This is a genomic window from Allosalinactinospora lopnorensis (genome assembly GCF_000981225.1).
GTDB classification, from domain to species: Bacteria; Actinomycetota; Actinomycetes; order Streptosporangiales; family Streptosporangiaceae; genus Allosalinactinospora; species Allosalinactinospora lopnorensis.
This window is the reverse complement of record NZ_LAJC01000153.1, coordinates 1-3,117: the sequence shown is the minus strand read 5'-3', so window position 1 is coordinate 3,117 and position 3,117 is coordinate 1. Positions and strand designations below refer to the sequence as shown.

Below are 3,117 nucleotides of genomic sequence, written 5' to 3'. Positions count from 1 at the left end.
GATGCGCTGGTACGTCGGGCGGGTCACGGAACTCCCCCGGGTCGCGGGAATCTGGACGAACAGCTTGACAAAGCTGCACGCACTAAAACAAGCTGTACGTGCCAATTTTAAATCAGTACGTGCCAATCTTCACTGTGGGTCTCCATGGATCACTCGATCACCCTCCCGGCGATGGTCTCCATGGTGCCCGCCGCACGCCGGGGAGTCGTCGGTCTGCTCGCCGACTTCGCCCGGGTCGACGACGCCGAGACGGTCGCGACAGAACTCGTTACCAACGCCATGCGCCACAGCTCAGGCGAGATCGTCGTCCGGGTGCACGACTCGGATGCCATGCATATCGAGGTACGCGATCAGCGAGGCCGCCATCCCCGTACCGACACACTCCCCGTCGAGGACTACGCGCCCGATGGACTCGCGATCGTCTCGGCCCTCGCGCAGCGGTTCGGCGCAACACGGACGCGCTCCGGCGATTGCACGACGTGGGCCGTACTGAACGCGTTCCCTGAATCTCCGCCGGACCTCTCGTCCGGCCCGACCCTTCTTGGAGGGACCCCATGCGTCTGCTGATGGTGTTCGTTCCGCTGATCGCGTTGCTGTATCGGCTCACCGAGGCCGCCTCGCCCCCGCTCGGGCGGCACGCGGACAACAAGCCGGAGCCCGACCCGCGACCCGCACCGCCCCCGCCGGAACCTCCGGACAGGCCGCGGCGCACCGCGCGTACACGCCCGTATGTGCCGGTGAGCGAGGAGGAGGGCACCGCCTTCTACGAACTCGCCGAGTTCAGTCGGTACGCCTCGCTGTGGGACTTCAGCTACGACGCCCTCGCGAGTTTCACCCGCTACAGCGCCACCCACCGCGTCCAGCCCGAGGTGTCGTTGGGCGCCTCGTCGCCGCAGGCGCTGGAGCAGGTTCTCAACGACATCGAGCTTCCGTCCTGGCCGCGCCGCTACGCTCACAGCGGCAGGGACCACCGGGCCGCCGCCGAGGAGCAGGCCGGACTCGACCGCCTGATGGGAGCCACCCGGTGAGCCCCCCTCTGTTCCACCCCATCCGGTGGGAACCGCGCCTGTATCCGGGAGAGCTCGCCCGGGCCCGCCGGGTCCGCAGCGACATCCGCACCGACCTCAAGGGGTTCGCCGAGGAGGTGGTCGGCGAGGTCGAGCTGTGCTGCTCGGAGCTGTTCGCCAACGCCGTGCTGTACACCGCCTCGGGCGAGGAGCACGGCGAGGTCACCCGGCGCCTGTGCCTGCGTGAACCCGGCACGTTGCGTCTGGAGGTGGTCGACGGCGGCTGGACCGCCACGGTCCCGGCCACTCCCGCCACCCGCGGCGAGGACGAGTGGCTGACCGCCGAAGGCCAGCGCGGACTACTGCTCGTCCACGCGCTGGCCGCGGCCTGGGGCTACTACCAGGTCCTGCCGCACCCGGCCCTCAACCTCGGGCTGGGCGTGTGGGCCGACTTCGCCGTCGCCCCCGACGCGGTCCCGCCCGGCCTCGACCACTTCATTTTCACCACCTAACTCCGCCCTTCGTGAGGACAGGAAAGAGCACCACTCCTCCGATGGTCAGGCCAGGCCCGCCAGTGCCTGCTCCGCGATGTCGATCAGGAGGTCCTCGTCGGCGGTGAGGTCTGGCCGGTCCTCGTTGTCGGCCTCGGTGTTCTCAGCCGCATGGACCCGGATGCTCATATTGGCGTGGCGCACCAGCACGGTCGCGGTCGCCTGCGGCGGGCTTTCCCCCTCCTCCGCGAAGGAGATGAGGCTCTCGTCGCCCAGGTCGAGTTCCCGGGACTCGTCGACCGTGATCGGCCACCCGGTGTCGACATCGGACTCGGTGTCGGCGTCGGCGTCGGCGTCGTAGTCCTCCGACCGGGACTCGTAGTCGTCCTCGGCCTCAGCCTCGGACTTCGGATCGTCGGCGGGCACGCGGAAGGTGAGGCTCAGATAGCCCCGGGTCCCGTCGGAGAAGACCGCGTACCAGCCGCACGTGGCCGAGTTGAACTCGCCGGAACCGGTACCGGATGAGGTGAAGTCGCCGCTGAAACTCACCTCGGGGTACTCGGCCGACACGCGCCGGAGCTGGGCGTGGGTCACCCCCGCGCAGGGGTCCTCGGGGAGCGCGTGGGTGCCTTCGGGCTCCTCCGGCTCCGCTCCGTAGGCCAGGGCGCCGAGCACGCCCGCGGCGACCAGGTAGGCCGCGAGCGTCGCGGCGGCCGCGACGAGAACGACCCCCACACCGCCGCGGCGCTTGGGCGGCTGGGGCGCCGGCGGCGGCATCTGCGGGTAGCCCGCCGGGGGAGACGGGTGGCCGTGGTTCATGGTCGTGTCCGGTCCCTTCTGTGCCGTGGGCGTCCCGCGCGGCCGCTCACCCCGCCTGCCACTCGACATCACCTGCCAGCTCCGTGAGCAGATCCTCGGCCTGGGAGAAGTCGAGTGCGCCCTCGTATTCCGAGACCTCGATCTCGGTCACCCGGTCGCCGTCGCGGATCAGCAGGGCCGCTGAGACGGACTGGAAGTCGAAGGTGGTGTCGGGGTCTCGGGCGTGCACGTACACGATCGTGCTCTCGTCGCCGTAGTCCTGGGGCTCGTCCTGTTCCTCGACCACTTCGTCGCCGGACAGCGTCCGGTCATCGTCGCGCCGGTCCGCGTACAGCTCCTCGGGGTCGGGCTTCGGTTCGGCGCCGTGCTCCTCCAGGAGGGCGGCGTTCTCCGGGGTCGCCGGCACGGTGTAGCTCACCCGCAGCGTGGCGTCGGAGAGACCGTCGAACCGCGCATCCCAGGAGCAGTGGCTGGTGTCCCTGGCGATGTGCATGCTCTGCGGCTCCGCCGAGATCGCGTCGAGGCGGGCCTCGTCGACGCTGGCGCAGGGGTCCTCGGGCAGGTCGGCCGGAACCGGCTGCGACGCGGCGCGGAAGTCGCCGCGCATGTAGACGACGGCCCCGGTGACGGAGACCGCGACCAGCAGGGTCACCACCAAGGTGACCAGGGCCGTGCCGAACCGGCGCCCACGCGGCGCGAACGGTGCGGGCCCCGGTGGAGGCGGGCCGGGTGGTGCGGGACCGCCCGGTGGGAAGCCGGGAGGACCCCCGTAGGGCGGCTGCCCCGGACCGTACTGCGGG

At 70.6% G+C, this 3,117-nt stretch carries 5 protein-coding genes; 3 read left to right on the top strand and 2 right to left on the bottom strand.

From position 1 onward, the window contains the following. The first annotated feature begins 144 nt into the window (after positions 1-144). From VS93_RS27425 to VS93_RS26075, 3 genes are read left to right on the top strand one after another with little or no spacing between them, the layout of a single operon-like run. Positions 145-567 carry an ATP-binding protein gene (locus VS93_RS27425; protein WP_052746016.1) on the top strand — a complete coding sequence of 141 codons (423 nt, stop codon included), beginning with the start codon at positions 145-147 and terminating at the stop codon, positions 565-567. Continuing rightward, complete coding sequence (locus tag VS93_RS26080) at positions 555-1,028, top strand: hypothetical protein (RefSeq protein ID WP_046472496.1); 474 nt, start codon at positions 555-557, stop codon at positions 1,026-1,028. Before VS93_RS27425 ends, VS93_RS26080 begins: the two co-directional genes overlap by 13 nt. After that, a complete protein-coding gene (locus VS93_RS26075; RefSeq protein WP_236700757.1) occupies positions 1,025-1,519 on the top strand; it encodes an ATP-binding protein in 495 nt (164 codons plus the stop codon). Before VS93_RS26080 ends, VS93_RS26075 begins: the two co-directional genes overlap by 4 nt. 45 nt (positions 1,520-1,564) lie before the next feature. Here VS93_RS26075 and VS93_RS26070 read toward each other — a convergent pair whose 3' ends face one another. Both VS93_RS26070 and VS93_RS26065 read right to left on the bottom strand, forming a co-directional pair. Further along, complete coding sequence (locus VS93_RS26070) at positions 1,565-2,317, bottom strand: DUF3558 domain-containing protein (RefSeq protein WP_046472495.1); 753 nt, start codon at positions 2,315-2,317, stop codon at positions 1,565-1,567. A gap of 46 nt (positions 2,318-2,363) precedes the next feature. Continuing rightward, positions 2,364-3,117, bottom strand: a 754-nt coding sequence (locus VS93_RS26065; RefSeq protein WP_236700756.1) for a hypothetical protein, incomplete at its 5' end; no start/stop codon positions are given.